Raw genomic sequence first — 24,194 nt, forward strand, 5'->3', positions numbered from 1 at the left:
TGCGCACCGCGTAGGATGGAGGCGTGAGTGCGCTGAACGACACCCCTGTGGACACGCTGTCGTTCGAGGCCGCTCGCGACGAGCTCGTGAAGGTCGTCTCCGAGCTCGAACAGGGCGCTCCGACCCTCGAGCAGTCGCTCGCCCTCTGGGAGCGCGGCGAGGCTCTCGCCGCGCGGTGCGAGGAGTGGCTGCTCGGCGCCAAGCGTCGACTCGAGGCCGCCCGTGCCGCCGCCGACGCCTCCGACGAGGACGAGTCGTGAACAAGCCCGCACCGATCGTCGCGGAGCTCGGCCGCCCGGAGACCCCCGCTGAGACGGCGGCCCGCAAGGCCGCATCGAGCAAGGCCTATCGCTCGAGCCAGACAGTGCGCAGCCTGATCGCGGCCCTGATCGCCACCCTGGCCATCGTCGCGGTGATCGTGTTCGCCGTGCCCCGCGGCGAACCCGCGACGACCCCGACCATCGACATGGTCGGCATCGCCGCCGACGTGGAATCCACGGTCGACAGCTCGGTGATCGTTCCCGATCTCGACGACTTCTGGCGCGTGAACGCAGCCGGGCTCACGAGCGGCGCGACCGCGGTGTGGGATGTGACTCTCGCCCCGTCCGCCGAGGACGAGCGCGGCTTCATCAAGCTCGCGCAGGCGTTCGCCGCCGATTCGTCCTGGGCTCCGCAGCGCCTGAACGGAACCGCGCCCACGGGCACGACCTCGATCGGCGGCCTCGAATGGGATGTCTACGAACTCGGCGATGCCGGCGCGAAGCAGAACATCACCTACGCGATCGGCACCCAGGCGGGTGACGACTACCTTCTGCTCTACGGCTCGCGTTCGGCCGACTCCACGGCTGAGCTCGCCGAATCCCTCGTCCCGCAGATCCGCGACCTCTCGGAGTAGCCCTCATGACAGATACGCTCACGCCCGCCGCCGCCTGGAAGCAGATGCAGGAGGGCAACCAGCGATTCGTCGATGACGCCCCTCGGCACCCGAACCAGGACGTCGCGCGACGCAAGCACCTGGCTGCCGCGCAGCATCCGGTCGCGACCCTGTTCGGATGCTCGGACTCGCGCCTCGCGGCGGAGATCATCTTCGACCTCGGCCTCGGCGACCTCTTCGTCGTCCGCAACGCCGGCCAGGTGATCGGCGAATCCATCGTCGCGAGCCTCGAATACGCGGTAGCCGTGCTGAACGTGCCCCTGATCGTCGTCCTCGCGCACGACTCGTGCGGCGCCGTGCGCGCCGCCATCGACGGCACCGCGATCGACGCCGCTCCCCTGCCTCCGCACATCTGGAAGCTCATCGCGCCGATCGTCCCCGCCGCCCGCAAGGTGCTCGTCGAGAACGGCGGAACCACCGTCGACGAGATCGACGCCGACCTGGTCGGCCAGGAGCACCTGCGCAACACCGTCAGCGATCTGCTGCAGTCGTCCGAGGTGATCTCCCACGCGGTCGCCGAAGGCCGCCTGGGCATCGTCGGCGCCAACTACCGTCTGGCCGAGGGCACCGCGGTGCCCGTCATCACGGTCGGAATCGACACAGACGGAATCGAGACCGAGGGGCACGGCCCCGCAACCAAGGAGGGTTCGGAATGACCGACACCGACCAGCTCAGCGGCGAGAACTCGCAGGGCTACCGCATCGAGCACGACACCATGGGCGAGGTGCGGGTTCCCGTGAACGCGCTGTACGGCGCGCAGACACAGCGCGCCGTCGAGAACTTCCCGATCTCGGGCAAGGGTCTCGAGTCGACGCAGATCGCCGCTCTCGCGCGCATCAAGAAGGCCGCAGCGCTCGCGAACAAGGAGCTCGGCACGCTCGACGGCGCGATCGCCGACGCGATCGCGCAGGCCGCCGACCAGGTCGCCTCGGGCGCACACGACGGCGAGTTCCCGGTCGACACGTACCAGACCGGATCCGGCACGTCGTCGAACATGAACATGAACGAGGTCCTCGCGACTCTCGCAACGCGCATCCTCGGTGCGAACGTGCACCCGAACGACCACGTGAACGCTTCGCAGTCGTCGAACGACGTCTTCCCGACCTCCGTGCACATCGCCGTGACGCAGGCCCTGATCGACACCCTGATCCCGGCGCTCGACCACCTCGCCGTCGCACTCGAGGCGAAGGCGGAGCTGTGGAAGGACGCGGTCAAGTCCGGCCGCACGCACCTCATGGATGCGACCCCGGTCACCCTCGGCCAGGAGTTCGGCGGCTACGCACGTCAGATCCGCCTCGGCATCGAGCGCGTGCAGTCGGCGCTCCCCCGCGTCTCCGAGGTCCCCCTCGGCGGCACGGCCACTGGCACCGGCATCAACACGCCGCTCGGCTTCCCGCAGAAGGTCATCGCGCTGCTCGCGGCCGAGACCGAGCTGCCGATCACCGAGGCGAAGGACCACTTCGAGGCGCAGGCCAACCGCGACGGCCTCGTCGAGGCATCCGGTGCACTGCGCACCATCGCCGTCTCGCTGACCAAGATCAACAACGATCTGCGCTGGATGGGCTCGGGCCCCAACACGGGTCTCGGCGAGCTGCACATCCCCGACCTGCAGCCCGGGTCCTCGATCATGCCCGGCAAGGTCAACCCGGTCGTCCCCGAGGCCGTGCTGATGGTCTGCGCGCGCGTGATCGGCAATGACGCGACCGTCGCCTGGGCCGGCGCATCCGGTTCGTTCGAGCTCAACGTCGCCATCCCCGTGATGGGCACGGCGCTGCTCGAGTCGATCCGTCTGCTCGCGAACGCGTCGCGCGTTCTCGCCGACAAGACCGTCGACGGCCTGGAGGCCAACCTCGAGCGCGCTGCCGCATTCGCCGGGATGAGCCCGTCGATCGTCACCCCGCTGAACAAGCTCATCGGCTACGAGGCTGCGGCCAAGATCGCCAAGCACGCCGTGGCGAAGGGCATCACCGTCCGCGACGCCGTGATCGACCTCGGCTACGTCGAGCGGGGCGACCTCACGCTCGAGCAGCTCGACGAGAAGCTCGACCTGCTCTCGATGACCCACCCGGGTTGATCGTCGCACGCTGACACGCGGATGCCGCAGGGACTCGTTCCCTGCGGCATCCGTCGTTTCGAGGACTAGCTGAGTTCGCCGCCCTCGAGGAGTTCGGTGACGAGAGCCGCGATCGCAGAGCGCTCCGACCGCATCAGCGTCACGTGTGCGAACAGGTCGTGCCCCTTGAGCGTCTCGATCACACTGGCGATGCCGTCATGACGACCGACGCGCAGGTTGTCTCGCTGGCCCACGTCGTGCGTGAGGATGACCCGGGAGCTCTGTCCCATCCGGCTGAGCACCGTGAGCAGCACGTTGCGTTCGAGTGACTGCGCCTCGTCGACGATCACGAACGCGTCGTGGAGCGAACGGCCGCGGATGTGGGTCAGCGGCAGCACTTCGAGGATGCCCCGCTCGACGACCTCTTCCATGACGTTGCCCGAGACCACCGATCCGAGCGTGTCGAAGACCGCCTGCCCCCAGGGGCCCATCTTCTCGCCCTGGTCTCCGGGAAGATAGCCGAGCTCCTGACCGCCGACCGCGAACAGCGGGCGGAAGACGATGATCTTCTTCTGCTGCTGACGTTCGAGCACCGCCTCGAGTCCGGCGCACAGTGCGAGCGCCGACTTGCCCGTGCCCGCTCGTCCGCCGAGAGAGACGATGCCCACATCGGGATCCGTCAGCAGGTCGATCGCGATGCGCTGCTCGGCCGAACGTCCGTGCATGCCGAAGATGTCGCGATCGCCCCGGACGAGCTTGTACTCACCGTCGCCCGTCATCCGGCCGAGGGCGGAGCCGCGCTCGGAGTGGATGATGAGGCCGGTGTTCACCGGAAGCCCCCTGGCGTCTTCGCTGATGCCGACCTCGCTCTCGTAGAGGTCGCTGATCTCGTCGCCCGAGAGGTTCAACGTCGTGATGCCGGTCCAGCCGGAGTCGACCGCCTGCTCGGCCAGGTACTCCTCGGCACGGAGGCCGAGGGACGCCGCCTTGACGCGCATCGGGAGGTCTTTGGAGACGATCGTGACGTCCTGCCCGTCCTGTGCCAGGTGCATGGCGACCGAGAGGATGCGGGTGTCGTTGTCGCTGAGCCGGATGCCGGCCGGAAGCACCGAAGCGTCGGTGTTGGCGAGCTCGACGCGAAGAGTGCCGCCCTCTCCGACCTCCACCGGGAAGTCCAGGCGGCCGTGCTCGACGCGCAGGTCGTCGAGGTGACGCAGCGCCTGCCGGGCGAAGTAGCCGATCTCGGGGTCGTGGCGCTTGCCCTCGAGCTCGGTGATGACGACCACCGGAAGCACGACCGAGTGCTCGGCGAACCGGAAGAACGCCTGCGGATCGCTCAGCAGGACCGACGTGTCGAGCACGTAGGTCCGGAGATCCTGATCAGGATCAGCGGACGCTGCTCTCGTCGTCGTCTTACGGGTGGACTGCTGCGCGGTGCTTGCGGACTGCTGCGCTGTACGTGAGGTCACGACCCACTCCCGACCCGGGGAGAATCCCGGTTTTTCGAACGAGTCGACCAGGGGGTCACGAGTCGTCAACCTGAGGCCGACCCGACGGGCACCTTGCCCGATGCCTAGAAGCTACGACCAGGTGCCGACATTAACCCGACTCGACACGCCATCACTTCGTTACGTGTTGATTAACGGGCGGTGCCGTATCCCTGAAGAGCCTCGTCGAGCATCGCCGAGGTGGCGGCATCCGTGCCTGCATGAGGCGCCACACGGATCGATGAGCCGCGCGCGGTGACCACGAGACCCGCGTTCGCGAGCGCGGCGGCGAGGCGAGCCGGCTCGTCGGGGAGCAACGACACGATGCCGGCACGACGCCCGCGCTCGCGCGGGGAGACCACCGGGACGCCGTGCCGATCGGCGATCTCGATGACCGCGTCGACCTGCTCGGCGAGACGCGCCTCGATCGCCGCCACACCGGCGTCGCACACGTCGCGCAGGCCGATCGCGAGCCGACCTGCCGCGAGCGTGTCGGGGCCGCTGACCGTGTAGGCCTGCGCCGTCGGAGACGGAGCCGGGAGGTCGTCGACGGGAAGCCCTGCGGACGACGAACCGGTGATGCCGCTGAGCAGAGGTGCGATCCTCTCCCGCGCGCGGGGCGAGAACCACGCGAAACCACTGCCGCGTCCGGCGCGCAGCCACTTGTACCCGTGGCCCACCACGACATCGGCCGCGGAGTAGTCGGCGTCCACCACGCCGAACGACTGCACCGCGTCGACGATCAGCAGACGGTCGGGGCCGATCAGCTCTCGCAGCGCAGCGAGGTCGGCGCGATAGCCCGTGCGGAAGTCCACGTGGCTCAGCACGAGGGCGGAGACATCCGCATCGAGCGCCTCGGCGACGGCATCCGGCGTGATGCGTCCGTCAGCCGGCGCGAGCCAGCGCGGGGCGAGCGATCCACGTGATGCCGCGGCGGCACGCTCGAGCGTGAGGCTGACACTCGGGAACTCGGCGCCGCCTGCGATCACCGATCCGCTCAGCCCGTACAGCGCGTGCATCAGGCCGTGGGTCGAAGAGGGCTGCAGCGTGACATCGGCGGCATCCGCCCCGAGCATCTGCGCGATGAGATCCTGTGCCTGTCCGACTCGCTCGGCCACGAGCGCGAGGGACGAGGGGCGACCGCTCGCGAGCAGATCCGCGTCGGCGAAGACCTCCTCGCGAACCGAAGGAGACAGCGGCCCGAAGGCCGCCCAGTTCAGATAACCCGGCTCGCCGTCGAAGGAGGCGAGGTAGGCGTCGAAAGCACTCACCGACCAATTCTGGCACGGCGTTCAGAACGCCTCGGATCAGCGCCCGAAGCGCCGATCGCGGTCTGCGAAGTCGCGGATCGCACGCAGGAAGTCGACCTGGCGGAGATCCGGGCCGAGTGCCTCGACGAAGTAGAACTCGCTGTGCGCGCTCTGCCAGAGCAGGAAGTCGCTCAGACGCTGCTCACCGCTCGTGCGGATGACGAGATCGGGATCCGGCTGCCCGCCGGTGTAGAGGTGCTCTCCGATCATCTCGGGAGTGAGGTGCGCGGCGAGATCCTCGATGGTTCCGCCCGAGGCCTGGTGCGACGTGACGATGCTGCGAACCGCGTCGACGATCTCATTGCGTCCGCCGTAGCCGACCGCGAGGTTCACATGGAGTCCGGTGTGATCGCGCGTGCGCTGTTGCGCGTCGTCGAGCACCCTGGCGAGCTCCGGCGGCAGGATGTCGGATCGTCCGACGTGCTTGACCCGCCAGTTAGGCTCCTGCGACAGCGCCTCGGCGAGCTCCGCGATGATCTCGATGAGGTCGGCCAGCTCTGCGGAGTCACGCTTGAGCAGATTGTCGCTGGAGAGCAGATAGAGAGAGACGACACGGACTCCGAGCTCGTCGCACCATCCGAGGAACTCCCGCATCTTGGCGGCACCTGCCCGGTGCCCCTCGGCCGGGGTCTCGTATCCGAGCTGTCGGGCCCATCGCCGATTCCCGTCGATCATCATCGCGACGTGGTGCGGAACGGACGCCGGGTCCAGGTGGCGGCGCAGCCTGCTGGTGTAGAGCCGGTACAGCGGCCCCCGCCCCTGACCATCACGTGACATCACCTCCCTACGCTATCGTGCCGGGGCCCGAGCGACAGTGGGCTGACGCTCAGGATATGTACGCGTGGTGGAATGGCGGCCCGCATAGAGTGAGAGCGTGAGCACTCCCGACTCCTCGGTACCTGACGTCCCCCAGCTGCCCCTCCTGGAGGAGGCGGCGCACGACGCCGCCGTCGAGATCAGACCGACGTGGCGCGGCTGGATCCATGCGGCCACGTTCCCCGTCGCGATCGTCGCCGGTGTGGTGCTCATCATCGTCGCCCAGGGCGGGGCCGCGAAATGGGCGGCCGCGGTCTTCATGGCGACGTCGCTGCTGCTGTTCGGCAATTCCGCGCTCTACCATCGGTTCGATTGGAGCCCGAAGGTCAAGGTCGTCCTCAAACGGATCGACCACGCGAACATCCTGCTGCTGATCGCCGGCACCTACACACCGCTGGCCGTGCTCGCCCTGCCGCCCGAGAAGGGGGCACTGCTCCTCGTGCTCGTCTGGAGCGGCGCTCTGCTCGGCATCCTGTTCCGGGTGTTCTGGATCAACGCCCCGCGCTGGCTCTATGTGGCGCTGTACCTGGTGCTCGGCTGGGCGGCCGTGATGTACATGGCCGACCTGCTCGTCGCGAACGCGGCGATGATGGTGCTCGTCATCATCGGCGGCCTGCTGTACACGGGCGGGGCGATCGTCTACGCGCTCAAGAAACCCAACCCGTGGCCGGGCCATTTCGGCTTCCACGAGATCTTCCACGTCTGCACGGTGCTGGCATTCCTGTGCCACTGGACAGCGTGCCTGCTCATCGCCCTGGCGCCGCTGTCGCCGTCGCTCGGAGCGTGACCGAGCCTGAGCGTCTCAGTGACTGATCAGCGCTTGTCGGGATCGTCGTCGCCCTCGCGGACGATCGGCAGGCCGGCATCCGTCTCGGTCGCCTCATCGGCCTTGAGAGCGGCCTCTTCGGCGTCGAGCTCTTCTCTGACCTCTTCCCGGTACCGCACGCGGCGGATCCGTCGGTTCATGTCGAGGATCAGGAGGATCACGGCGACCAGGATGATCACCACGGCGGCGAAGCCGACGAAGCCGGGCGTGACCAGCTGGGGGTCAACCGTCATCGTGGGCGTCGGCATCGGGGTCTCGGTCAGAGCAAGCACGGAGTCGGCCTTTCATGCGCAGGTCGCATAACCTGGAGTTACCAGCCTAACGACCGGAAGCGCCACCCCGTGACAACCGCAGAACAGCTCGACGACCGATACGGCCGCACCCGCCGGCGACGAGGCCCGTGGATCGTGGTCATCGCGATCGCCGTCCTGCTCGTCGGAGCCTTCGGATGGATGACCGTGACCACCCAGATGAACGCGGTCGACTCCGACGATCTCGGTTTCGATCTGGTCGACGAGCACACCGTCAACGTGCGGTTCCAGATCACCGGAGTGCAGGGCAAGGACGTGGCCTGCGTCGTCGAGGCGCTCGACGAGGAGTTCGGCGTCGTGGGGTGGAAGGTCGTCGAGATCCCCGCCGGCGACACCCATTCCCAGGCCCTCTCGGCCACGGTTCCCACGGTCTCGGCCGCGACGACAGGTTTGGTGAACAGCTGCTGGGTCGCCTAGACTCGTCGCAGCAAGACGACGCCCTGGCAACCTGCCGGGGCGTCTTGGCATATCCCCCGCGGATCGTCGGCGGGTACCTACCGAAGGAGCTTCGTCATGTCTACTGACGCTCAGGTTCCCTTCCTCACGCAGGAAGCATACGACCGGCTCGTCTCCGAGCTGGAACACCTGTCCACGACGGGACGCGACGAGATCGCCAAGCGCATCGAAGCGGCCCGCGAAGAGGGCGACCTCAAGGAGAACGGCGGCTATCACGCGGCCAAGGACGAGCAGGGCAAGCAGGAGGCGCGCATCCGCACCCTGGAGAACCTGCTCAAGACCGCGAAGGTCGGAGAGGCTCCCGCCAGCCGCGGCATCGTCGAGCCGGGCACCGTCGTCACCGCGGTGGTCGCGGGAGGCGAAGAGGTCTTCCTCCTCGGCAGCCGCGAGATCGCGGCCGGCGGCAGCGACCTCGACGTGTACAGCGAAGCCAGCCCGCTCGGGCAGGCGATCCTCGGTCTCAAGGTCGGCGAGAAGTCGTCGTACGAGGCTCCGAACGGGCGCTCCATCGCCGTCGAGATCGTCAACGTCGAGACCTACACCGGCTGACGTCGCCGACCGGGCGATCATGCCCGTCATACGAAGAGGCCCCGTCCGCTCGGACGGGGCCTCTTCGTACGCTCGGGTGCTCAGTCCGGAACGATCATCGGGTGGAAGCCCGCCCGACGCAGCGTGTCGAGCGTGTGCTCGGAGTGCTCGGCACCGCGCGTCTCGACGCTGAGCTCGAGGAACACCTCGCTGATCTGCAGTCCGTGGCCGTGGCGGGTGTGCATGGCCTCGATCACGTTGGCTCCCGCCTCGGCGATCAGCTCGGACACGCGCGCGAGCTGACCGGGGCGGTCGGGAAGCGGGATGCGGATCGTCAGGTACCTGCCGGATGCCGCGAGGCCGTGCGAGACCACGCGCTGCAGCAGCAGCGGATCGATGTTGCCGCCTGAGACGACGGCCATTGTCTTGCCGCTGGCCTTCACCTTGCCGGCGAGAATCGCCGCGACTCCCACGGCACCCGCGGGCTCCGCGATCACCTTGGACTGTTCGAGCAGCACGAGGATGGCGCGTGCGAGGTCGTCGTCCGTCACCGTGACGACCTCGTCGACGAGGTCCTTGATGATCTCGAACGGGATGGCTCCGGGGCGGGCGACAAGGATGCCGTCGGCGATCGTGGGCTTCGTCTCGATGTCGACGGGGTGCCCGGCTTCGAGCGAGGGGAGCATCGCCGCGGCGTTCTCAGCCTGGACGCCGATGATGCGGACGGTGCGGCCGAGCTCTGCGGCCTTCGCCTTCACGGCGGCGGCGACGCCGGCGATGAGGCCTCCTCCGCCGATCCCGAGCACGATCGTGTCGACGTCCGGAGCGTCCTCGAGCAGCTCCAGTCCGAGGGTGCCCTGACCGATGACGACGTCGCGGTGGTCGAAGGGATGGATGATCACAGCCCCCGTGCGCTCGGCGAACTCCTCGGCGAGCCGCAGCGAGGTCGCGACGGTCTCCCCCTCGAGCACGACCTCGGCACCGTAGCTCCTCGTCGCGAGAAGCTTGGGCACCGGGATGCCGATCGGCACGAAGATGGTCGCCGGGATTCCGAGAGTCTGCGCCGCAAGGGCGACGCCCTGCGCGTGATTTCCGGCGGAGGCCGCGACCACCCCGCGTGCGCGCTCTTCGGCGCTCAGCTGGGACAGACGATATGCGGATCCCCGGATCTTGAAGGACCCCGTTCGCTGCAGGTTCTCCATCTTGAGCACGACCGGCGCTCCGAGGACATCCGACAGCGCGCGCGAGGGCAACGTCGGCGTTCGCGTGATCACCTCAGCCAGGCTCTGAGCTGCCTTCTCGAACTCGTCCAGGCTGGGGACTGCGCTCATCGATTCCTCCGTCTCCGCTCGCGCGGAACTGTACTCCAGATAAGGTCTGCGTTCGGCACGTCGCCGGTCTTCCACGACCCCGTGCTGACGGTCACCGCTGCGACGTTGACGAACGCTGCGAGAGGCACCGCGAACAGCGCGCCGGGGATGCCGCCGACCATCGAGCCGCCGGCGACGACGAGCACGACCGCGAGCGGATGCACCTTCACGGCCGACCCCATCAGGATCGGCTGCAGGATGTGACCCTCGAGCTGCTGCACTCCGAGCACCACGGCCAGCATCGCGAGGGCGATCCAGGGGCCGTTGTAGACGAGCGCGAGCAGCACGGCGATCGCGCCGGTCACGACGGCACCCACGATCGGGATGAACGATCCGAGGAAGACGAGCACCGCGACGGGGATCGCGAGCGGGACGCCGAGCAGCGCCGCGCCGACTCCGATGCCGACCGCGTCGATCGCCGCCACGAGCAGCTGCGTGCGTGCGTAGTTGACGATCGTGGCGAACCCGTTGCTCGCGGCGGCGTCGGCGGCGGGGCGCGCGGCGCGCGGGAAGAGGCGCAGCGTCCACCCCCAGATGCCTCGGCCGTCGGCGAGCAGGCAGATGAGGATGAAGAGCGAGAGCACGGCGCCGGTCGCGACGTGCGCCGCCGTGGTGCCGACCGCGAGGGCGCCGTTGAGCAGCGTCTGCGTCTGCTCGTTGATGATCTGGAGTCCCTGATCGATGTACCCCTGGATCTGCGATTCGCTGAGGTGCAGCGGGCCGTCGAGGAGGAACGTGCGGAACTCGTCGACGGCTTGGGAGCTGCGCTCCTGCACATCGGGGAGCTGGGCGCGGATCTGCCAGATCACGAGCCACAGCAGCAGCGACACGATCGCGAGCGTGCCGATGATCGAGAGGGCGACGGCGAGCCACCGCGGGAAGCGGTGGCGAAGCATCCACTGGAACCCGGGCCAGAGCAGCGCGGTGATCAGGATGCCCACCATGAGCGGGATGACGAGGAGCTTGAGCTCGATCACGAGCCAGATGAAGCCGGCGACGACGGCCGCGATCAGCAGCAGCCGCCACGCGTATGCCGCCGTGACACGCAGTCCGACCGGCACCGTCGCATCGGCATCGGCGGTCGGAACACGGTCCGACGCCACCGGGCGTGGACGGAAGAGATCCCTCAGCCGCGGACGCTGCTCTTCGCTCATCGCCCAAGTCTACGGCGCTGCCGTCGGGCGGCATGACGACGGGGTCACTATGTCCGACACCGGCGATACGCTGGCGACGTGACCGACACTCTCAGCTCTGCCCAGGCGCGTCGAATCGCGCTGGCTGCGCAGGGTTTCACCCGTGCCCGGCCGAGTTCCGTGTCCGCTCGGCACGTGCATCGCGTGATGGATCGGCTCGGCGTGCTGCAGATCGACTCGGTCAACGTGTTCGCACGCTCGCACTACCTGCCGCTGTTCTCGCGTCTGGGTTCGTACGACCCCGCGCTGCTCGACCGGGTGTTCCACTCGCGCACGACCCACTACGTCGAGTACATGGCCCACGAGGCGACATTCATCCCGGTGGAGGACTGGCCGCTCTGGCGGTTCCGCATGGACGACTTCCGTGCGCGCTGGGCGGGGCCGGACTCCTGGATGAGCACCAACACCCGCACTCTGCGCTGGGTGCGGGACGAGCTGCGGGATCGTGGCCCGCTGCGCCCCGCCGACCTCAGAGCCGATGCTCCTCGCGAACGCGGCACCTGGTGGGACTGGGACGACGTGAAGCTCGCTCTCGAGCACCTGTGGCGCACGGGCGACGTGGCGATCAGTGGCCGCAAGGGCTTCGAGCGCAGCTATGCGCTCGCCGAGCACGTGATCCCTGACTCCGTGCTCTCACAAGAGATCCCCCGCGACCAGGCGATCCGCGAGCTCACGCGACGCGCGGCACGTTCCTCCGGAGTCGCGACGCAGTCCGATCTCGCCGATTACCACCGCATCCGCGATCGTGCGGCGGTGTCGCAATCCATCTCCGATCTCGTCGATGCCGGGGAGCTCCTCCCGGTCGCGGTGCGAGGCTGGGAGCGCGCGGGGCGCCCGCTTGCCACCTGGCGCCACCACGAGGCCGCGCTCCCGCGAAAGGTCGATGCTGCGGCTCTGCTGACGCCCTTCGACCCCGTCGTGTGGTTCCGCGACAGGGCGCTGCGCGCGTTCGACCTCGACTACCGCATCGAGATCTACGTCCCCGCCGAGAAGCGGCGCTACGGGTACTACTCGTTGCCGGTGCTCGTCGGTGACCGGATCGTCGCCAGGGTCGATCTGAAGTCCGATCGGGCGACTTCGACACTCCAGGTGCAGTCGGCCTGGTGGGAGCCGCAGGCCAGGCCCCATGAAGATGCGGAGCGGATCGCGGCCGAGCTGGCACTCGCCGCGTCGTGGCAGGGGCTCGCCCACATCTCCGTATCGGGGTGGGGCACCGCCTCCGAGAGCCTGCACGATGCCCTCTCCGGCCACTCGGGGGCGTCTGTTCGGCGCCACGTGCACGCCAGGGAAGCCACGCCATGACACGTCGCCTCGCGTGGACGATCGGCGGAGGCGTCGCCGCCCTCGTCATCGCCGTGGCGGCGGTGTGGCTGTGGCAGTCATCGAGCGTCCGTCCGTCGCCTCAGGCATCGCCCACCGCGACCGTCGCACCCACCGCCGACGCACAGTCGCTCGCGCAGCAGCAGCTCGACGAACACCTCGAGAGCTGCACGGCGAAAGAGGTCACCGGGGGCGCCGTCCCCGAAAGGTGCGGCATCCGGATCCCCTGGGGTATGGAGTTCGCGGCGGTCGACAGCGTGCGCTTCCGAATCGATCGGATGCCTGTGCTGGAGCTGACCGACGACGGATTCATCGCTGACGGCGGAGTTCTCGTCGCGACGGTGTCGGGCACCGGGCAGAACGGCGCCGCGAGAACCGAGACCTACCGCACCGAGTCGTGGAGAGTCCGCGGCGACGTCGCGGTCGACGGAGACCGGGTCGATCTCGACGTCTGGTGAAGCACCGCACCTGGCTCCTCCGCCCGGGTACGAAGAAGGCCCGATGCGGCGGTGCGCATCGGGCCTTCGGACGTCAGAACTGCACGCGCGGCGGTTCGGAGATCGCACCGCTGTCCGCGACCTCGAAGAACTCGCGCTCGGTGAATCCGAGCCCCTTGGCGAACAGGTTGTTGGGGAAGACCTTGATCTTCGTGTTCAGCTCTCGGACGCCGCCGTTGTAGAACCGGCGGGCCGCCTGGATCTTGTCCTCTGTGTCGACGAGCGCCTGCTGAACCTGCAGGAAGTTCTGGCTCGCCTGCAGCTGCGGATACGCCTCGGCCACCGCGAAGAGGCTGCGAAGGGCCTGTTGCAGGTGTCCCTCTGCGATTCCCGCTTCTCCGGGGCTCCCGGCAGACAGCGTCTCAGCGCGCGCACGGGTGACGTTCTCGAACACCGCCTTCTCGTGCGAGGCGTAGCCCTTGACCGTCTCGATGAGGTTGGGTATCAGGTCCGCCCTGCGCTTCAGCTGCACGGTGATGCCGCTCCAGGCCTCGTCGACGCGCACGTTCAGCTGCACCAGCGAGTTGTAGGTCGCCCAGAGGTAGATTCCGATGAGCAGAATCACACCGACGACGATCAGTACCGGCACGAGCCATTCCATCAGAGGCCCACCCTTCCTCGTGTTTGTCTCATCCTATCGGCGCAGTCTGCGCGTCGACTGGGTGTGGCCCCGCACGGCCGCGGGATATCCCGATCATTCACCGAGGACGCGATCCAGATACCGGTTCGTGAACCGGCGATCGGGATCGAGCTGATCCCGCAGCGCCGTGAAGTCACCGAATCGCGGATACCGTTCGCGCAGCTGCTCCGAGCCCAGAGTGTGCAGCTTGCCCCAGTGCGGGCGCCCGCCGTGCTCGAGCATGATCTGCTCGACCGCCTCGAAATACGTCGTCGGATCGGCTCGCCAGTAGCGGTGCACGGCGATGTATCCGGTGGCTCTCCCGTATGCGGTGGACAGCCACCGGTCGTCCTCCGCGGCGAACCTCACCTCGATCGGGAACTCGATCCGCCACCCGCGTTTCTCGATGAGCGCACGCACGGCACGGAAGGCGGGAACCACGTTCCCGGCGGGCAGCGCGTACTCCATCTCGCGGAACCGCACGGTGCGGCTCTGCGTGAGCACTCGGTGGGACAGGTCGGTGTACTTGCGATCGCCCGTCAGCTTCACCGCGAGACGACTGAACGGCGGAGTGACGGCGGGCACGACCTGCCCTGCCGCGCAGGCTGCTCGATACACGCCGTTCGACAGCAGGGTCTCGTCGATCCACCGGCCCACCACCGGAAGGGGCTCGCGTCTCGTCGACTCCGGCACGCGGGTCTGGCGTTTGGTCAGGGCGACGTCGGTGTGCGGGAACCAGTAGAACTCGTAGTGATCCGACGCTGCGACACGGTGAGCGAGGGTCGCGAGCACGTCGTCAAGCGGCGCGGGCTCATCGATCGCCTTCATCACGAACACGGGCACGCATTGGAGCGTGACGTCGACGATGATGCCGAGCGCACCGAGGCCCAGCGCCACGGCGGGCAGCATCTCGGCGTTCTGCTCCGCGTCGATGCGCAGGAACTCGCCTGCCGCCGTGACCAGCGTGACGCCCACCACCTGCGTCGCGAGTCCGCCGAACCCGGCGCCGGTGCCGTGCGTCCCCGTCGAGATCGCACCGGAGATGGACTGTCGATCGATATCGCCGAGGTTCTCCATCGCCAGTCCGAACGGCGCGAGCAGGCCGGGGATGCGGTGCAGCCGCGTGCCTGCGAGCAGCGTGACCCGCCCGGTGGCCGCGTCGGCCGACACCAGCCCCTGGAGGTCGTCGAGCTCGAGCAGCACACCCGGAGCCACGGCGATTCCGGTGAAGCTGTGGCCGGCGCCGACCGCCTTGATGGTGAGGCCTTGGGTGACGGCCGCCTTGACGGCGCGCTGCACCCCTTCCGGCGTCCGAGGGCGCTCCACGCGGAGTGGTTTCACCTGCGCCGATCGCCCCCAGTTCTGCCAGGTGCCACCGATCCTCGTCACAGGAACGCCTTTCCTTCGCCGCGGTACGTCGGCAGCTCGTCGATGATCTCGTCGCCGGAGACGAGCTGATAACTGAGGATGCGCTCGGCGGGTTCACCACTCTTCGAGTGCCGGAACCAGACGCGGTCTCCGACGCCCAGTCGCGCGGCCTCGCGCCCCTGCAACGGCGTCTGCACCTCTCCCGCAGCTTCACGCGGGAGCGTGCGCAGTCCCTGCGGCCACACGGGAAGAGGCTGACGGGAGGCCAGTGCGGGTCCCGATGCGATCCATCCACCGCCGAGCACCGTCGCGATGTCGGCGGTCGGTCGCCGCACCACGTCGAACGCGAAAGCGGATGCCGGGGCCGGGCGGAACGAACGGTACCCGTCGAAGAGGTGGCCGCCCAGCAGTCCGCTGCCCGCGCTCGCCTCCGTCAGAGACTCGTCGCTGCCGGTGAACTCGAGCGATCCGGTGCCGCCGCCGTTGAGGAACTCGAGGTGTGCGATATCGGTGAGCGCTCTGACGATCGCTGCTCGCCGCTCGCGCAGTTCGGCGCGCGAGCGCGCCTGGACGAGACGGATGACCGGAGCATCCGCCCCCGCGTTGTCGCCCTGGCCGGCGATCTGCGCTTCGTACATCTGCAGCCCGACCAGGGTGAAGCCGGGGCGACGGACGATCGTACGAGCGAATGCGGCGACCTCGCCGGCGGTGAACAGTGCCGACCTGCGCACCCCGATGTGCCCGAGAGCGGCCGACCGGAGCGATGCGTCGGCATCGATGGCCACCCGGATGTCGGGGCGGCTTCCGGCGGGAGCGACGCTGTCGATGACGTCGAGATGCGCGGAATCGTCGACCATCAGAGTGATACGAGCGGCGGCCTCTTCCGAGGCGAAGAGCTGCGCGAGCCCTGCGCGGTCGACCGTCGGGTAACCGAGGACGATGTCGTCGTGGGTCTCCGCGAGCCACAGCGCTTCGGCGAGGGTGAACGCCAGGATCCCCCGGTAGCCGGGAAGTTCCAGCACCGCATCGAGCACCGAGCGCACGCGCACGGACTTCGAGGCGACGCGGATCGGCAGCCCTCCCGCGCGGACGAGCAGGTCCATGGCGTTGTGCCGCAGAGCCTCGCGGTCGATCACCGCGACGGGAGCAGGCAGGTGCCCGGTGGCCGCGGAGAGGCGCGGCCAGAATCGCGACGGGTCCTGCCACTCGGGGGAGACGGCGGAGGGTCCCTTTTCAGGGCTCAGATCGGCGGTGAGGTCGAGCACTCCCCCACCCTACGGCGTGATCGAACTCGGATTCATTCTTTCTGGAATCGAGTCGCACGGCGCAGCTGTGATCGGGGCACTCACAGAATCCCAATACTCTAGCCAGAAGCGACGTCATGAACCTCGACGATCACCGTCTTAACCTCTGGGACCGTCGTTCAGACGGGCTCACCGGCCGTGTTCGGCCGGTTGCCGGGGGGTGGCGATGCTGTCTCAGCAGCATCAGGAGAGAGACGGGCACTGAGAGGCCCGTCTCTCTTGCGCCCGCTCGCGTGGACGCCGAATCCCGCCTCGAAGATTTCGGAGGGCACCGTCACGTTCCCACTCGATCGGGGTCTTGCTTGATGGACCGTTCCGGAGCGGTCCGCAGTGCCGCGGCCGTCGACCCGCCTCCCCGTGGTCGCCGGCGGTCAGTTCGCGTGCTGGAGAGGCGGGCGTCCCCCTGACGGGCGCCCGCCTCTGACCCCCGTGTACTCTGAGCCAGAGTCAAGGCCGACCGCCCCCGTAGCCCAATGGCAGAGGCAGGCGACTTAAAATCGCTTCAGTCTGGGTTCGAGTCCCAGCGGGGGCACCCGGCGCTCTGTCACTCGAGCACTCCGCCGGGCCGGTCAGCAGCCTGAGACGACCGCACGGGTCCCGATCCGCGCGCCTCGCGCACTCGACGGACGACGAGTATGCCGAGGGCGATGGCGATCGCCGCGTAGACGACGTAGTCGACGTACCCGAGAACACCCTCGAGCTGCTCGTGCTGGGTGCCGAGGGCGGCGCCGACCCCGATGAGGAACGAGTTCCACAGACCGCTTCCCACGATCGTGTACAGGCTGAATCGGACGAGATTCATCCTGGTCGCTCCGGCCGGGATCGAGATCAGGCTCCGGACGCCCGGCACCAGGCGGCCGACGAGCACCGTCCATCCTCCGCTGCGCAGGAACCACTGTGCTCCTCGGTCGAGGTCCGAACGACTCACGAGCTTCGTCGCCGCGAGGAATCGCACGGCTCGTTCGACCCCGACCGCCGCGCCGAGCCAGTACAGCAGCAGCGCACCGATCCACGACGCGAGGGTGCTCCAGACGATGAGCCACCCGAGGTTCAGATCGCCGCTCTGACTCAGGTATCCGGCGAAGGGAAGGATCACCTCGCTCGGGATGGGCGGGATCAGCACCTCGACGAACACCAGCACGCCGACTCCGACGTCGCCGAGTGCGGTGAGGACGTCAGCGGCGAAGCCGGTGAGGCCGGAGAAACCGTGGTCCGCCTGTGCGGCGGCGGCCATGACGGAGCCCGACACGCTCATCGGCTGAACAGGTCGCCGATGCCGGGGATCCCGAGATCACCCAGACGCTGTCCCCACTCGCCCGCCGCATCTCCGAGGCCCGACACCGTCTCCCCCGCCGATCCGAGAATTCCCTCCGCCGCACCCGCGAGTTCTTCGCCGCCGAGGCCACTCGCGATCGCCTCGACGTCGAGGCCCTGGGCGAGGGCTTCGAAGTCGACGCCGAGTCCGGCCGCCTGTTCGAGGAGGGGCCCGGCGACCGCGCTCCCCACCGCGCCGACGGCGACGACACCGAGCACGCCCACGGCCGCGCCGCCGACCATTCCCGCGGCACCGCCACCCCGGACTCGCGAGAGCAGTCCGCGCATCCGCCCGGGTCGAGCGGCTTCCGTGCGGCCCGCCGCACGCGCCAGATCATCGACCGATGACGACGCGGGGCGTTCCCCGGGCGAGAGCTCCGTGTTCATTCGCTCCTGCACCTGTGAGCGCTGCGAGGGAGTGAGGCGCGCGAACGCCTCGCGGTGGATCTGCTCGACGGTGCGGGGATCGGCCGTCTCGAGCAGGTAGTCGTAGCGGGCGATCGCCGCGCGATCGGCATCCGAGGCAGCACCCGTGGCGACGCCCCGGGCAGTCGGCGCCGCAGAGACATCCTGCCCCGTCGGGCGCGCGGGGGGCGGTGCGTACGGGTCGTGCACGGTGGGGCGCGGAGAGACGGGAGACGCGGTCGATCGCCGCGAGGCCGCCTGTGGCTGCGCCGACCGCTGGTCACTGCGCCCTTCGCGTCCACTGTCGTCGAGATCGAGCGCGCGAGCGGCCATGCCGATGAGCTTGGTCAGTTTTCCCATGGTGTCGATTTCCTTCGTGGCGTGTGGACGACCACGGGAATCGACAGCGGTGCGACGAGGGTCCATGGTCGTCCGCGAATACGGACGCCAGGTCTCCTCCACCCTCACGGGCCGGTGGGCCGGGACACGACATCATGTCCGTAATGACGACACCACCGCAGACGGGAGTACTCCCCTTGCTCCACCGAGCCTAACGACCGCTCCTATGAGCCCGGTGCGAGCCTTCGTTCCACACCGGAGACGACGAACGCCCCGATTCCGGAGCGGAAACGGGGCGTTCGTGGAGAGACCCTACTTGGCTGCAGCCGTCTCGGAGGCCTTCTCGGCCGCCGTCTCGACAGCGGGCTTCTTCGCTGCGGGCTTCTTGGCGGAGGGCTTCTTCGCTGCGGTCTTCTGACCGGCAGGCTTCTCGTCTGCGGCCTTGTCGGCGGCGGCGGCCTGAGCGGCCGGGGCCGTGGTCGCGGGAGCTGCCGGACGCGGGCGAGCGGCGAACTCCTCGAAGACGTAGCGCGGGTTCTGCACCGTCTCGAGGTTCACCAGGTCGCGGCCGAGCCACAGGTTGTTCCACCAGCCCCAGACCACACGGAACTTGCGCTCCCACGTGGGCATCGCGAGACCGTGGTAGCCACGGTGCGCGACCCAGGCGACGAAGCCCTTGAGCGCGATCTTGCCGGACTGGAAGACACCGTTGTAGAGACCGAGGCCCGCGACGGCGCCGAGGTTCTTGTGGAAGTACTCCTTCGGGTCCTCACCGCGCAGGACCGCGACGACGTTCTTCGCGAGGAGCTTCGCCTGACGCACGGCGTGCTGAGCGTTCGGAACGCAGAAGCCGCCGACGCCACCGCCCGAGAGGTCGGGGACGGCCGAGACGTCACCGGCAGCCCAGGCACCTTCGACGAAGGCCTCGGGGGTGCCGACGCGGAGGTCGGCACGGGTCTGGATACGACCGCGCTCTTCGATGGGAAGGTCGCCGCCGCGGACGACGGTCGGGTTCGCCATGACACCGGCGGTCCAGACGATGAGGTCGGTCGGGATGACCTCGCCCGTCGAGAGCTCGACGTTGCCGTCGACCGCGCTGGTGAGCTGCGTGTCGAGGTGCACGTTCGCACCGCGCTTCGCGAGGTCCTTGAGGACCCACTCGCTCGTGGGCAGCGAGACCTCGGGCATGATGCGGCCCATCGCCTCGATGAGGTGGAAGTGCGTGTCCTCGAAGCTCAGCTGCGGGTACTTGCCCACCAGCGACGACGCCAGCGAACGCAGCTCGGCGAAGACCTCGATGCCGGCGAAGCCGCCACCGACGACCACCACGGAGAGCAGACGGTCACGCTCGGGGCCCGCAGGCAGCGAGGCCGCCTTGTCGAAGTTCGACATCAGGCGGTCACGGATCGCGACGGCCTCCTCGATCGTCTTGAGGCCGATCGCGTTGTCCGCGATGCCAGGGATCGGGAAGGTACGCGAGACCGCACCGGCGGTGACGACGATCTGGTCGTAGGCGAACTCGTAGGGCTCGCCCACGGGCGGCGTGATCGTCGCGACCTTCTCGGCATGGTTGATGCCCGTCACCTTGGCGCCCAGCACGTGGGTGCGCTTGAGGTGACGACGGTGGGCGACCACCGAGTGGCGGGCTTCGATCGAGCCGGCGGCCACCTCGGGGAGGAACGGCTGGTACGTCATGTACGGCAGCGGGTCGACCATGGTGACGTCTGCTTCACCCTTGCGAAGGTGCTTCTCCAGCTTCCACGCCGTGTAGAAGCCTGCGTAGCCTCCACCGACGATCAGAATCTTGGGCACAGTGCTGTTCTGAGGCACAGGGGAAAACTCCTCGGGAGTCAGGGATGTGGCGTGCGAGCGCGCGCCGATCGGATGCGCCGGGCAGCTGCGGTGACGCCAAGCGCTACCAGGATACCAGGGACTGTGAGCGCGATGAGCGGCAGGGTACCGTAGCGCAGTGAATCAGCGCTGGGAAGCAACGGTGAACCGGCTTCCGTCGGCGCGTCGGCTGCAGGAAGCGGCGGCACCTCGACCGGTGCGACAGTGGGCTCGGGCTCCGGAACCGTCTCGGCCCTGCGGTACAGCCGCACCCATTCGGCGAGGTCGCCCATCGGGTTCTCATCGACCTTCGCGACGTCGGCGCTCACCGCGGCCTCGGCGTCGAGCAGTCCGTAGCCGTAGAGCGGGTCGGGCAGCTTCGCCGCACCGGGCACGGGGATCGCCGTCTTGATGATGCGGTTGATGACGTTGGCGGCGTCCAGGTCAGGGTGCGCCGAGCGGATGAGCGCCGCGACGCCCGCGACGATCGGGGCCGCGCCGCTGGTTCCGCTCCAGGACACGAGCGTGCCGTCGGCGGACACGCCCCGCAGCCCCTCGCTGGGGGCCGCGATGCCGATCGTGATGCCCTGCGTGGACGCCTCGATGCTCGCTGTCCCCGTCTGGTCGACGCCACCCACGGTGAGTACTCCGGGGATCGTCGCGGGGGCGCCGATGATGTTCGTCCCGCTCCCCCGGTTGCCGGCCGCCACGACGACCACCACGTCGTGGTCGAACGCGTAGAGGAACGCGTCGTCCCAGCTCCGATCCCAGTCGAGGGTGTTGGTCGTGAACGAGAGGTTGATGATGTCGGCGCCGTGGTCGACTGCCCAGCGCATCGCCTTCGCGACCTGCTCCGTGAAGGGCACCGCGGCCGCCGCACCGAAGCCCACCGAGATCGAGAGGAGGTCCGCCTCCGGGGCGACCCCGATCATGCCCTTGCCGTCGGCTGCGCCGCGGCCGGCGGCGAGCGATGCCACCCAGGAGCCGTGGTTGCCGTCGATGGCGCCGACGGGGGTGCGCCCGTCGGGAGACCCGGTGCCGGAGACATCGGTGCCGCCGACGACGGCCTCATCGAAGACACCGGGGACCTTGCCGATGCCGGTGTCGATCACCGCGATCGTCACCCCGTCGCCGCGCGTCGTCTGCCACGCGTCACGGATTCCGGCGCCGTCGAGCCAGTACTCCGAAGCACGCACGGGATCTGCGGGGTCGTCGGGCACGGGAGGCGGCGTGGCAGCCGCCCCGAGGAGCAGGACGGATGCCACGACGACCGCCAGCGCGACGCCGTTGCGCAGCACCCGGCGCGGCCTCATGCCGACGATGCCTCGGCGTCGCGCACGGCAGCACCCGGATCGTCGCAGCGGCACTTCTCGGGCGACCAGCTCGAACGCTCGAGCGCCAGGTCGCCGATCGGATTCACACCGCGCCCTGCGGCGAGGGCGTGACCGGCGAGAGCGTGGAGGCACTTGACGCGTGTCGGCATTCCGCCGGCGGAGATCCCGTCGATCTCGTTGACCTCGCCGAACTGCGCGCGGTCGTTCAGGTATGCCTGATGCGCGGCGAGGTACGCCGCCGCGACGTCCTCGTCGTCGGCGAGCAGCGCGGCGAGCTCGGGCATGACCTGCGTCGCCTCGAGCGTCGACATCGCGGCGGTCGCGGCCGGGTGCGTCAGATAGTAGAACGTGGGGAAGGGCGTGCCGTCGGGAAGCCGCGGCGTGGTGGCGACGACCGTCGGGTTCCCGCACACGCAGCGCGCAGCGATGCCGACGACGCCTCGCGCCTGCCGACCCAACTGGGCCGACACCACGGCGAGCTCGGCGGTCGTGGGGGCGGCGAAGGGAGGCGTGGTCACTCCTCCAGCGTACGGGAGACGCCGGGGAGGATGCTCGGAGGCCGCGGCGTCGCGTGCGACTGTGCTCAGCGGCTGACCGCGGCCGTGTCGCTCAGCCCGGCGGCGGTCAGGGTGCGCAGCAATTGGGACATCCAGTCCGACGGCGTCTCTTCGAGCGTGTCGCTGACAGGGCCCTGCTCCTGCGGAAGCGCTGCGGGGTCGAGATCGTTGTCGATCAGGTAGACGACCTCGCCCGGCTTGACGTAGTAGAGGCGCTCGCGCGCCTGGGTGGTGATGTAGGCCGGGTCGTTCCAACGCTCGCGCTCTTTCTCGAGCGCGGTGATCTCGTCTTCGGAGACCTGGATCGACTGCTCGAGGGCGGCGATCTTCTGACGCTGGTCGATGAAGGTGCCGAGCGTGGGGACGAGCACCCACGCACCCAGGACGACGAGCGACAGCATGATGACGGAGAAGGCGGACAGCCGGATGCCGGATGCCCATTCGCGCACGTCGACGCGTCGTTCCTGACCTCCCCTGCTCGCAGCGCCACGCGGCGGGCGGGAGTTCCCGGTGCGCGGGGCGGACTTCGCAGCCGCGGCCGGGCGGGAGGAGCCCGGAGACGCCGAAGGAGGAGCCGGTCGTCGTGCCACGGCTCCTCCTCCGTACGTGCCGCTCAGGCGGCGTGTGTCTGTCTCAGCTGCATTCAGCCCTGGTAGCGCGGGAACGCCGAGCGGCCCGCGAAGACCGCCGCGTCGCCCAGCTCCTCTTCGATGCGCAGAAGCTGATTGTACTTCGCGACGCGCTCGCTGCGAGCAGGCGCACCAGCCTTGATCTGACCCGCGTTCGTGGCGACGACGAGGTCGGCGATCGTGGTGTCCTCGGTCTCACCCGAGCGGTGCGAGAGCATCGCCGTGTAGCCCGAGCGCTGCGCGAGGCTGACCGCGTCGAACGTCTCGGTGAGCGTTCCGATCTGGTTCACCTTGACGAGCAGCGAGTTGGCGACGCCGCGCTTGATACCGTCGGCGAGACGCGTCGGGTTGGTGACGAACAGGTCGTCGCCGACGAGCTGGACCTTCGAACCGAGAGCATCCGTGAGGAGCTTCCAGTTGTCCCAGTCGTCCTCGGCCAGTGCGTCCTCGATCGTGACGATCGGGAAGTCCTTGACCAGACCCTCGTAATACTCGATCAGCTCGGGGCCGGTCCAGTCCTTGTTGTCGAGGCGGTAGACGCCGTCCTTGAAGAACTCGGTGGCGGCGACGTCGAGGCCCAGCGCGATGTCGGTGCCCGGCGTGAAGCCGGCCTTCTCGATCGCCTTGACGAGGAAGTCGAGGCCCTCGCGGTTGCTGGGCAGGTCGGGGGCGAAGCCGCCCTCGTCGCCGAGGCCGGTCGCGTAGCCGGCGGCCTTCAGCTCGCCGCGCAGCACGTGGTAGGTCTCGACGCCCCAGCGGAGCGCCTCGGAGTAGGTCTCGGCGCCGATCGGCGCGAGGAAGAACTCCTGCATGTCGATGCCGTTGTCCGCGTGCTCGCCGCCGTTGATGACGTTGAACAGCGGAACGGGCAGCACGTGCGCGTTCGGGCCACCCAGGTAGCGGAACAGCGGCAGGTCGGCCGAGTCGGCCGCGGCCTTCGCGACGGCGAGGCTGACGCCGAGGATCGCGTTGGCACCGGTGCGCTGCTTGTTCTCGGTGCCGTCGGTCTCGATGAGGATCTCGTCGACGATGCGCTGCTCGCTCGCCTCGACGCCCTCGAGCGCCGGGCCGAGCTCGTCGATGATCGCGTCGACGGCCTTGAGCACGCCCTTGCCGCCGTAGCGGCTCTTGTCGCCGTCACGCAGCTCGTATGCCTCGAATGCGCCGGTGGATGCGCCGGAGGGGACGGCGGCGCGCTGGACGACACCGTCGTCGAGGAGCACCTCCACCTCCACGGTCGGGTTTCCGCGCGAGTCGAGAATCTCGCGTGCGCCTACAGCCTCGATCAGTGCCACTGATGTGCTCCTTGCTCAGAGAAAAGGTGTGTGGAGCGTCGTCGATCCGCGCCCAGTCTAGCCCGCCTGCGACTCATGCCCCTGGCTCGCGTCGGAGGG

Annotated in this window: 25 protein-coding genes and 1 tRNA gene; 10 read left to right on the forward strand and 16 right to left on the reverse strand. The window is 68.8% G+C overall.

Annotated elements, in window-relative coordinates:
- The first annotated feature begins 23 nt into the window (after window positions 1-23).
- The 4 genes from ASF80_RS05640 to ASF80_RS05655 are packed head-to-tail and all read left to right on the forward strand — an operon-like array spanning window position 24 to window position 3,008.
- On the forward strand, window positions 24-260 hold the full coding sequence (locus ASF80_RS05640; RefSeq protein WP_056308734.1) for an exodeoxyribonuclease VII small subunit: 237 nt from the start codon (window positions 24-26) through the stop codon (window positions 258-260).
- Entirely contained in the window at window positions 257-895 is a 639-nt protein-coding gene (locus tag ASF80_RS05645) for a DUF4245 family protein (protein ID WP_056308736.1), read from the forward strand. The genes ASF80_RS05640 and ASF80_RS05645 overlap by 4 nt, the downstream gene beginning before the upstream one ends.
- Before the next feature lie 5 nt (window positions 896-900).
- Window positions 901-1,590 (forward strand): carbonic anhydrase, encoded by a 690-nt coding sequence (locus ASF80_RS05650; RefSeq protein WP_056308738.1) that lies wholly within the window; start codon window positions 901-903, stop codon window positions 1,588-1,590.
- Window positions 1,587-3,008: a class II fumarate hydratase gene (locus ASF80_RS05655; protein ID WP_056308740.1), complete on the forward strand. Its 1,422-nt coding sequence runs from the start codon at window positions 1,587-1,589 to the stop codon at window positions 3,006-3,008. The genes ASF80_RS05650 and ASF80_RS05655 overlap by 4 nt, the downstream gene beginning before the upstream one ends.
- A gap of 65 nt (window positions 3,009-3,073) precedes the next feature.
- Here the strand turns inward: ASF80_RS05655 and ASF80_RS05660 are convergent, their stop codons facing one another.
- From ASF80_RS05660 to ASF80_RS05670, 3 genes are all read right to left on the reverse strand, one after another.
- Complete coding sequence (locus tag ASF80_RS05660; protein ID WP_056308742.1) at window positions 3,074-4,456, reverse strand: PhoH family protein; 1,383 nt, start codon at window positions 4,454-4,456, stop codon at window positions 3,074-3,076.
- 170 nt (window positions 4,457-4,626) lie between these two features.
- Window positions 4,627-5,745 carry an aminotransferase class V-fold PLP-dependent enzyme gene (locus ASF80_RS05665; RefSeq protein ID WP_056308744.1) on the reverse strand — a complete coding sequence of 373 codons (1,119 nt, stop codon included), beginning with the start codon at window positions 5,743-5,745 and terminating at the stop codon, window positions 4,627-4,629.
- 36 nt (window positions 5,746-5,781) lie between these two features.
- Window positions 5,782-6,561, reverse strand: a complete 780-nt coding sequence (locus ASF80_RS05670; RefSeq protein WP_056308747.1) for an isoprenyl transferase — start codon at window positions 6,559-6,561, stop codon at window positions 5,782-5,784.
- 97 nt (window positions 6,562-6,658) lie between these two features.
- Here ASF80_RS05670 and trhA point away from each other — a divergent pair, with 97 nt between their 5' ends.
- Entirely contained in the window at window positions 6,659-7,387 is a 729-nt protein-coding gene (gene trhA / locus ASF80_RS05675) for a PAQR family membrane homeostasis protein TrhA (RefSeq protein WP_056308749.1), read from the forward strand.
- Between the two features lie 26 nt (window positions 7,388-7,413).
- On the opposite strand, the gene ASF80_RS05680 is transcribed toward trhA, so the two are convergent.
- Window positions 7,414-7,698 carry a hypothetical protein gene (locus ASF80_RS05680; protein WP_235559895.1) on the reverse strand — a complete coding sequence of 95 codons (285 nt, stop codon included), beginning with the start codon at window positions 7,696-7,698 and terminating at the stop codon, window positions 7,414-7,416.
- Between the two features lie 69 nt (window positions 7,699-7,767).
- Here ASF80_RS05680 and ASF80_RS05685 point away from each other — a divergent pair, with 69 nt between their 5' ends.
- Complete coding sequence (locus ASF80_RS05685; protein WP_056308752.1) at window positions 7,768-8,154, forward strand: DUF4307 domain-containing protein; 387 nt, start codon at window positions 7,768-7,770, stop codon at window positions 8,152-8,154.
- Between the two features lie 96 nt (window positions 8,155-8,250).
- Entirely contained in the window at window positions 8,251-8,742 is a 492-nt protein-coding gene (gene greA, locus ASF80_RS05690; protein WP_056308754.1) for a transcription elongation factor GreA, read from the forward strand.
- An 80-nt stretch (window positions 8,743-8,822) separates the two neighbouring features.
- Here the strand turns inward: greA and ilvA are convergent, their stop codons facing one another.
- Together ilvA and ASF80_RS05700 are read right to left on the reverse strand one after the other, a co-directional pair.
- Window positions 8,823-10,052 (reverse strand): threonine ammonia-lyase, encoded by a 1,230-nt coding sequence (gene ilvA / locus ASF80_RS05695; protein WP_056308755.1) that lies wholly within the window; start codon window positions 10,050-10,052, stop codon window positions 8,823-8,825.
- On the reverse strand, window positions 10,049-11,245 hold the full coding sequence (locus ASF80_RS05700) for an AI-2E family transporter (protein WP_056308757.1): 1,197 nt from the start codon (window positions 11,243-11,245) through the stop codon (window positions 10,049-10,051). The genes ilvA and ASF80_RS05700 overlap by 4 nt, the downstream gene beginning before the upstream one ends.
- 78 nt (window positions 11,246-11,323) lie before the next feature.
- Between ASF80_RS05700 and ASF80_RS05705 the strand changes: the two genes are divergently transcribed.
- Together ASF80_RS05705 and ASF80_RS05710 are read left to right on the forward strand one after the other, a co-directional pair.
- Window positions 11,324-12,586, forward strand: a complete 1,263-nt coding sequence (locus tag ASF80_RS05705; RefSeq protein ID WP_056308759.1) for a winged helix-turn-helix domain-containing protein — start codon at window positions 11,324-11,326, stop codon at window positions 12,584-12,586.
- Window positions 12,583-13,062: a hypothetical protein gene (locus ASF80_RS05710; protein WP_056308761.1), complete on the forward strand. Its 480-nt coding sequence runs from the start codon at window positions 12,583-12,585 to the stop codon at window positions 13,060-13,062. The genes ASF80_RS05705 and ASF80_RS05710 overlap by 4 nt, the downstream gene beginning before the upstream one ends.
- 73 nt (window positions 13,063-13,135) lie before the next feature.
- On the opposite strand, the gene ASF80_RS05715 is transcribed toward ASF80_RS05710, so the two are convergent.
- The 3 genes from ASF80_RS05715 to ASF80_RS05725 form a co-directional block, all read right to left on the reverse strand.
- Window positions 13,136-13,702 carry a LemA family protein gene (locus ASF80_RS05715; RefSeq protein ID WP_042542063.1) on the reverse strand — a complete coding sequence of 189 codons (567 nt, stop codon included), beginning with the start codon at window positions 13,700-13,702 and terminating at the stop codon, window positions 13,136-13,138.
- 93 nt (window positions 13,703-13,795) lie between these two features.
- Complete coding sequence (locus ASF80_RS05720; RefSeq protein ID WP_056308763.1) at window positions 13,796-15,109, reverse strand: D-arabinono-1,4-lactone oxidase; 1,314 nt, start codon at window positions 15,107-15,109, stop codon at window positions 13,796-13,798.
- Window positions 15,106-16,353: an alanine racemase gene (locus tag ASF80_RS05725; RefSeq protein WP_056308765.1), complete on the reverse strand. Its 1,248-nt coding sequence runs from the start codon at window positions 16,351-16,353 to the stop codon at window positions 15,106-15,108. Before ASF80_RS05725 ends, ASF80_RS05720 begins: the two co-directional genes overlap by 4 nt.
- Window positions 16,354-16,851: 498 nt before the next feature.
- Between ASF80_RS05725 and ASF80_RS05730 the strand changes: the two genes are divergently transcribed.
- Window positions 16,852-16,924, forward strand: a tRNA-Leu gene (locus ASF80_RS05730).
- A gap of 12 nt (window positions 16,925-16,936) precedes the next feature.
- Here ASF80_RS05730 and ASF80_RS05735 read toward each other — a convergent pair.
- The 7 genes from ASF80_RS05735 to eno form a co-directional block, all read right to left on the reverse strand.
- Entirely contained in the window at window positions 16,937-17,647 is a 711-nt protein-coding gene (locus ASF80_RS05735) for a DedA family protein (protein WP_414845663.1), read from the reverse strand.
- Entirely contained in the window at window positions 17,644-18,471 is an 828-nt protein-coding gene (locus tag ASF80_RS05740; protein WP_056308767.1) for a hypothetical protein, read from the reverse strand. Before ASF80_RS05740 ends, ASF80_RS05735 begins: the two co-directional genes overlap by 4 nt.
- A gap of 291 nt (window positions 18,472-18,762) precedes the next feature.
- A complete protein-coding gene (locus ASF80_RS05745) occupies window positions 18,763-20,262 on the reverse strand; it encodes an NAD(P)/FAD-dependent oxidoreductase (protein WP_056311819.1) in 1,500 nt (499 codons plus the stop codon).
- Between the two features lie 38 nt (window positions 20,263-20,300).
- Window positions 20,301-21,593 carry a S8 family serine peptidase gene (locus tag ASF80_RS05750; RefSeq protein ID WP_056308770.1) on the reverse strand — a complete coding sequence of 431 codons (1,293 nt, stop codon included), beginning with the start codon at window positions 21,591-21,593 and terminating at the stop codon, window positions 20,301-20,303.
- Window positions 21,590-22,132, reverse strand: a complete 543-nt coding sequence (locus ASF80_RS05755; protein WP_056308773.1) for a DUF501 domain-containing protein — start codon at window positions 22,130-22,132, stop codon at window positions 21,590-21,592. The genes ASF80_RS05750 and ASF80_RS05755 overlap by 4 nt, the downstream gene beginning before the upstream one ends.
- 65 nt (window positions 22,133-22,197) lie before the next feature.
- On the reverse strand, window positions 22,198-22,761 hold the full coding sequence (locus tag ASF80_RS05760) for an FtsB family cell division protein (RefSeq protein ID WP_082488194.1): 564 nt from the start codon (window positions 22,759-22,761) through the stop codon (window positions 22,198-22,200).
- A 53-nt stretch (window positions 22,762-22,814) separates the two neighbouring features.
- Window positions 22,815-24,095, reverse strand: a complete 1,281-nt coding sequence (gene eno / locus ASF80_RS05765; RefSeq protein ID WP_056308775.1) for a phosphopyruvate hydratase — start codon at window positions 24,093-24,095, stop codon at window positions 22,815-22,817.
- Window positions 24,096-24,194: the final 99 nt, after the last annotated feature.

The organism is Microbacterium sp. Leaf159 (assembly GCF_001423615.1).
Classification (GTDB): Bacteria; Actinomycetota; Actinomycetes; order Actinomycetales; family Microbacteriaceae; genus Microbacterium.

Excerpts from the sequence above, each read along its gene's own strand:
- ASF80_RS05700 (WP_056308757.1), bottom strand. The coding sequence starts at position 11,245 with ATGAGCGAAGAGCAGCGTCCGCGGCTGAGGGATCTCTTCCGTCCACGC.
- ASF80_RS05750 (WP_056308770.1), bottom strand. The coding sequence starts at position 21,593 with ATGAGGCCGCGCCGGGTGCTGCGCAACGGCGTCGCGCTGGCGGTCGTC.
- ilvA (WP_056308755.1), bottom strand. The coding sequence starts at position 10,052 with ATGAGCGCAGTCCCCAGCCTGGACGAGTTCGAGAAGGCAGCTCAGAGC.
- ASF80_RS05735 (WP_414845663.1), bottom strand. The coding sequence starts at position 17,647 with ATGAGCGTGTCGGGCTCCGTCATGGCCGCCGCCGCACAGGCGGACCAC.
- ASF80_RS05650 (WP_056308738.1), top strand. The coding sequence starts at position 901 with ATGACAGATACGCTCACGCCCGCCGCCGCCTGGAAGCAGATGCAGGAG.
- ASF80_RS05740 (WP_056308767.1), bottom strand. The coding sequence starts at position 18,471 with ATGGGAAAACTGACCAAGCTCATCGGCATGGCCGCTCGCGCGCTCGAT.
- ASF80_RS05715 (WP_042542063.1), bottom strand. The coding sequence starts at position 13,702 with ATGGAATGGCTCGTGCCGGTACTGATCGTCGTCGGTGTGATTCTGCTC.
- ASF80_RS05670 (WP_056308747.1), bottom strand. The coding sequence starts at position 6,561 with ATGTCACGTGATGGTCAGGGGCGGGGGCCGCTGTACCGGCTCTACACC.
- ASF80_RS05655 (WP_056308740.1), top strand. The coding sequence starts at position 1,587 with ATGACCGACACCGACCAGCTCAGCGGCGAGAACTCGCAGGGCTACCGC.
- greA (WP_056308754.1), top strand. The coding sequence starts at position 8,251 with ATGTCTACTGACGCTCAGGTTCCCTTCCTCACGCAGGAAGCATACGAC.
- ASF80_RS05710 (WP_056308761.1), top strand. The coding sequence starts at position 12,583 with ATGACACGTCGCCTCGCGTGGACGATCGGCGGAGGCGTCGCCGCCCTC.